The following is a 6367-nucleotide window of genomic DNA, read 5'->3' on the forward strand; positions in this document are numbered from 1 at the left end:
TGCAGGGCGGCGTCGAGGAGGGCCGGGTGCAGACCATAACGCCCCGCCTCCGCCCGCTGCTCCTCCGCGAGCGCCACCTCAGCGAACACCTCACCACCACGACGCCACGCCGCCCGCACCCCCTGAAAGACCGGCCCATACTCCAAACCCACCCCAGCCAACCGCTCATACACACCACCCACATCCACCGCCACCGCACCAACAGGCGGCCACACACTCAACTCATACTCATCCGCCACCACAGGAACACCAACCGACAACACCCCCGTCGCATGCCGCGTCCACACCCCCTCCCCCTCACCCTCCACCTGCGAAAACACACCCACCACACGCCGACCCACCCCATCCGGCGCCCCCACCGACAACTGCACCCGCACCCCACCACGCTCAGGCACCACCAAAGGCGCCTCCAACGTCAACTCCTCCAACCACCCACACCCCACCCCATCACCCGCACGCAACACCAACTCCACCAACGCCGACCCCGGCACCACCACCACACCCCACACCGCATGATCAGCCAACCACCCATGCGAAACCAACGACAACCGCCCCGTCAACAACGCCCCATCCCCGCCCGCCAACCCCACCACCGCACCCAACAACGGATGATCAGCCGAACCCAGACCGGCGGATGTCACATCGCCGACGGCCGACGAAGGAGTCTCGATCCAGTAGTGCTGGTGCTGGAAGGCATAGGTCGGCAATTCCACCTGCCGAGCGCCCCTCCCACGGAACACTGTGGACCAATCGACAGACGCCCCGCCGACATACGCCTCGGCCAGTGAGGTGACAAACCGCTCCAGACCGCCTTCGTCGCGGCGCAGCGAACCGACCGCGGTGACACGGGTGCCATGCTCCTCGGCCGTCTGCTCCACACCCATGGTCAGCACCGGATGGGCGCTGGCCTCGACAAACACCTGGAAACCATCCGCCAGCAGGGCCCGGACGGCCTCGTCAAAACGCACCGTCTGACGCAGATTGCGATACCAGTACCCGGCATCCAGACCGGTCGTATCCAGCACTCCACCGGTCACCGTCGAATAGAACGGCACCAACGAAGGCCGGGGGTCGATCCCCGCCAGCTCCCGCAACAACTCGCCCTCGATGGCCTCCACATGAGCACAATGCGAGGCGTAATCCACCGGAACACGCCGCGCCCGGATCTCCTCCGCCTCACACACGGCCAGCAGCTCATCCAACGCATCGGCGTCACCGGACACCACGACCGCCGAGGGCCCGTTCACCGCCGCCACCGACAACCGCTCACCCCACACCCCCAGCCGCTCCCGCACCTCCCCCACCGGCAACGACACCGACACCATCCCGCCACGCCCCGACAACGCCCGCAACGCCCTACTCCGCAACGCCACCACACGCGCCGCATCCTCCAACGACAACGCACCCGCCACACACGCCGCCGCGATCTCACCCTGCGAATGACCCACCACCGCCGCAGGCTCCACACCGTACGACCGCCACACCTCCGCCAGCGACACCATCACCGCCCACAACACCGGCTGCACCACATCAACACGGCTGAGCGCCACCTCATCACCCAACACATCCACCAACGACCACTCCACAAACGGCGCCAACGCCGCCGCACACTCCCCCAACCGCTCCGCGAACACCGAAGACGACTCCAACAACCCCACAGCCATCCCCACCCACTGCGACCCCTGACCCGGAAACACCAACACCGCACGACCATCACCACCCGCAACCACACCCCGCACCAACCCCACCGAATCCCGGCCCTCAGCCAGCGCAGCCACCCCATCGGCCAAAGCGCCCCGGTCCCCGGCCAGCACCACCGCACGATGCTCGAAGACGGTACGCGTCGTCGCCAGCGACCACCCGACGTCCCCGGCCGACAGCTCCGCCCGCTCCCCCACGTACGACGCCAGCCGACCCGCCTGTGCCCGCAACGCCGCCTCGGAACGGGCCGTCAGCACCCACGGCACCACCGCGGAGTCGTCCCCGCTCGCCCCCTCGTCCGCCGCGGCGTCCTCATCGCCGACCGGCGCCTGCTCCAGCACCACATGGGCGTTGGTGCCGCTGACGCCGAAGGCCGACACACCGGCCCGGCGCGGTTCGCCACTCTCCGGCCACGCGACCTGCTCGGCCAGCAGCTCGACCGCGCCGGCCGACCAGTCCACGTGTGGCGTCGGCTCATCGACGTGCAGGGTCTTCGGCAGCGCACCGTGTTGCATGGCCAGGACCATCTTCATCACACCGGCCACACCCGCCGCCGCCTGGGTGTGGCCGAGGTTGGACTTCACCGACCCCAGCAGCAGTGGCCGGCCGTCCGCGCGGTCCTGCCCGTAGGTGGCCAGCAGCGCCTGGGCCTCGATGGGGTCGCCCAGCGTCGTACCCGTGCCATGGGCCTCGACCGCGTCCACCTCGGCGGCCGAAAGCCGCGCGTTGGCCAGGGCCTGAAGGATGACGCGTTGCTGGGAAATGCCGTTGGGCACGGTCAGGCCGCTGCTGCTGCCGTCCTGGTTGACGGCGGAGCCGCGCACCACCGCCAGCACCGGGTGGCCGTTGCGCCGCGCGTCCGACAGCCGCTCCAGCAGCAGCATGCCCACACCCTCGCCCCAGCCCGTGCCATCCGCGGCGGCCGCGAACGCCTTGCACCGGCCGTCCGGCGCGAGACCCCGCTGACGGCTGAACTCCACGAAGAGGCCGGGCGTGGACATCACGGTCACGCCACCGGCGAGGGCGAGCGGGCACTCCCCCTGCCGCAGGGACTGCACCGCGAGATGCAGTGCCACCAGCGACGACGAGCAGGCGGTGTCCACCGTCACCGCGGGTCCCTCGAAGCCGAAGGTGTAGGAGAGCCGACCCGACATCACGCTGGCCGCGCCGCTGGTGGCCAGGAAGCCCTCGACGCCCTTCGGGGCCTGCCGCAGCGCGACGGTGTAGTCCTGACCGTTGGTGCCCACGAAGACACCGGCCTTGCTGCCGCGCAACGACGCCGGAGTGATACCGGCCCGCTCCATGGCCTCCCACGACGTCTCCAGCAGCAGCCGCTGCTGCGGGTCCATCGCCAGCGCCTCGCGCGGCGAGATCCCGAAGAAGGCGGGATCGAAGGCGCCCGCGTCGGAGAGGAACGCGCCCTCCTTGACGTACGAGGTGCCGGAGCGGTCGGGGTCCGGGTCGTACAGCTCCGCCAGGTCCCAGCCGCGGTCCTCCGGGAACGCGCTCACGGCGTCCCCGCCACCGGCGAGCAGCTCCCACAGCTCCTCCGGGGACCGCACACCGCCGGGGAAGCGGCAGCTCATCGCCACGATCGCGATCGGCTCGCGGGACTTCTCCTCGACATCGCGGAGACGCCGCTGCGTCTGGCGCAGATCGGCCATGACGCGCTTGAGGTACTCGACGAGCTTCTCTTCGTTTGACACTTGGCCCTGCCCCCTCGAAGAAACCAGCTGGTTCTCGTTCATGTCAGGCGTCTCCGAGTTCTCGGTCGATGACGTCGAAGAGCTCGTCCACCGATGCGCTTTCCAGGTCGTCGTTGGCGTTGTCGTCCCGTACGGTGCCCCCGCCCCCGCCCACGGGTTCGCTGAGCTTGGCCAGCACCGACTGGAGCCGGACGATGGCCTTCGTCCGGGTGATGTCGTCCTGCGGCATGGCCGTGAGGACGGATTCGAGCCGGTCGATCTCGGCGGGCAGGGACTTCTCCGGGGCGGCCGCGTCCTCGACCAGCTCCCCCTTGAGGTGGCGGGCCAGCGCCGATGGCGATCCGTAGTCGAACAGTGCCGTCGGCCGCAGCCGTAGCCCGGTGGCCGCGTTGAGCCGGTTGCGCAGTTCCACGGCGGTCAGCGAATCAAGCCCCATGTCGAAGAAGCCACGCTCGCCGTCGATGCCCTCGTGCGTGGCGTATCCGAGGACGGCCGCCGTATGCGTACGCACCAGGTCGAGCAGGGCGGGTTCGCGTTCCGCCGCCGGGAGCTCCGCGAGTGTCGTGGCGAGCGTCGGCCGGTGGGTGCCGGCGGCCTGCCCGTCCAGGGTGGCGTCGGCGGCCTGCCGTGCCGTCCTGACCTCGGCGATGTCGCCGAAGAGGAGGCCGAGCCGGGTGCCGTCGACACCGGCGGTGAACCGCGGCCAGTCGATGTCGGTGATGACCGGGCAGGTGTCGGACTGATTGACGGCCCGCGCCATGGCGGTGACGGCCAGTTCGGGTTCCATCGCGGGCAGGCCGAACCGCTCCATGCGGCCGCTGATGGCCGCGTCCTGGGTGGCCATGCCACCGTCGGCCCACGGCCCCCAGGCCACGGAGGTGGCGGGCAGGCCCTCGGCGCGGCGGTGTTCGGCGAGCGCGTCCAGGAAGGCGTTCGCCGCCGCGTAGTTGCCCTGTCCGGCGCCGCCCACCGTCGCGGAGAACGAGGAGAAGAGCACGAACGCCGAAAGGTCCAGCTCGCGGGTCAGCTCATGCAGATGCCAGGCCGCCTCGGACTTCGCCCGCAGCACACCCTCGAACCTGTCCACCGACAGCCCGTCCAGCACACCGTCGTCCAGCACACCGGCCGTGTGCACCACCGCCGTCAGCGGGAGCTCCTCCGGCACTCGGGCCAACAGCCCGGCCAGCGCCTCGCGGTCGCCCACATCACATGCCGCAACCGTCACCCGAGCGCCCAACTCGGCAAGCTGTGCCCGCAACTTGTCCACCCCCTCGGCCGCCGGGCCGCGCCGCGAGACCAACACCAGATGCTCCGCACCGGCCCGCGCCAGCCACCGCGCCACATGAGCGCCCAGCGCACCCGTACCACCGGTCACCAGCACCGTCCCCGACGGCTGCCACGCCTCCCCGCCCTCGGCACCCACCACCGCACGGACCACACGGCGAGCGAACACGCCCGACGTCCGCACCGCCACCTCGTCCTCACCGGTGGCACCGCTGATGATGGCGGTCAGACGCTCCAGGGCCCGGCCGTCCGGCGTCTGCGGCAGGTCGACCAGGCCGCCCCAACGCTCCGGGGCCTCCAGCCCGGCGACCCGGCCCAGCCCCCACACCGCCGCCTGCTCCAGGCTCAACGGACTCTCCGAACCGCCCGTCGCCATCGCCCCCCACGTCACACACCACACACGGCCGCCCACACCCGCGTCCCCGATCCCCTGGAGCAGGGACAGGGTCAGCGCCAGGCCCGATGGCACCGCCCCGTACCGGCCGTGCCGCCCCTCGGCCAAAGCCAGCAGCGACAGCACCCCCGTGACATCGGCGGCGGCGTCCGTGCCGCCCAGGGCGTCGCGCAGCCGTGCGGCCACTGCCTCACGGTCAGCGTCGGCATCCTCGAACTCGACGACCACGGGCAGCGCGCCCCGCGTGGCCAAGGCCGCCACGCAGTCCGCGACCCATGCGTGGTCGGCCGGCCCGGCGGGCACGGCCACCAGCCATGAGCCCGTCAGCGACGCAGCCGCCACCTCCGAGACCGGCGACCAGGCGATCCGGTAGCGCCACGCGTCGACCTGCGACCGCTCACGGCTACGACGCCGCCACGACGACAGGACCGGCAGCACCGCCGCCAGCGACTCACCCGTGACGGCCTCGCTCTCGACGGCCAGCGTGTCCGCGAGCGCCGACAGGTCCTCGCGTTCCACCGCGTCCCAGAAGTCGGCGTCGGCGGGCTCGCGGGGAGCGTCCGCCGTGCCGTGATGGGCTCCAGGGGCCGCGCCTGTCGCAACCCAGTAGCGCGTGCGTTGGAAGGCGTACGTCGGCAGCTCCACCCGCCGGGCCGGTCGTCCGGCGATGGCAGCGAGCACGGCCGTCCAGTCCACCGGCACACCTCGGACATGGGCCCCGGCGGCAAGCGTCAGCGCGGTCTCGACCTCGTCGCGACCGGAGCGCGCGGCCGGTAGGAAGACGGCGGCATCTGTCGTCTCCTCCGGCAGGCACTGCTCACCCATCGTGGACAGAACCTCGTCCGGGCCCAGCTCCAGGTAGGTGGTGACTCCCGCGTCCGCCAGACTCCGCACCCCGTCCGCGAACCGCACGGCCTCACGGACGTGCCGCACCCAATACTCGGCGGAGCACAGCGCCTCGGCATCCGCGACCAGACCCGTCACGTTCGACACGACGGGGATGCGGGGGCTCGCGTACGACAACCCTTCGGCCACCTGCCGGAACTCCGCCAGCATGGGCTCCATCAACGGCGAGTGGAACGCATGCGAGACGCGCAACCGCTTGGTCTTGACGCCCTCGGCCTCCAGCAGCCCGGCGACCTCCACCACGGCTTCTTCCGCCCCGGAAATCACGGTCGAGCGCGGACCGTTGACCGCCGCCACACTCACCTCGGCCTCACGGCCGGCCAGCAACGGCAGTACGTCGGCCTCAGCCGCCCGCACCGACACCATCACCCCACCC

The 6367-nt window shown here is 71.1% G+C and carries 2 protein-coding genes; both read right to left on the minus strand.

From position 1 onward, the window contains the following. Positions 1-3407, minus strand: a 3407-nt coding sequence (locus tag IEJ02_RS47245) for a type I polyketide synthase (RefSeq protein ID WP_317986109.1), incomplete at its 3' end; no start/stop codon positions are given. Positions 3408-3450: 43 nt separating this feature from the next. After that, on the minus strand, positions 3451-6367 hold a 2917-nt coding region (locus IEJ02_RS47250; protein WP_191070426.1), incomplete at its 5' end, for an SDR family NAD(P)-dependent oxidoreductase.

This window comes from Streptomyces sp. 5-10, from assembly GCF_014712245.1.
In the GTDB taxonomy this organism is placed as follows: domain Bacteria; phylum Actinomycetota; class Actinomycetes; order Streptomycetales; family Streptomycetaceae; genus Streptomyces; species Streptomyces violaceusniger.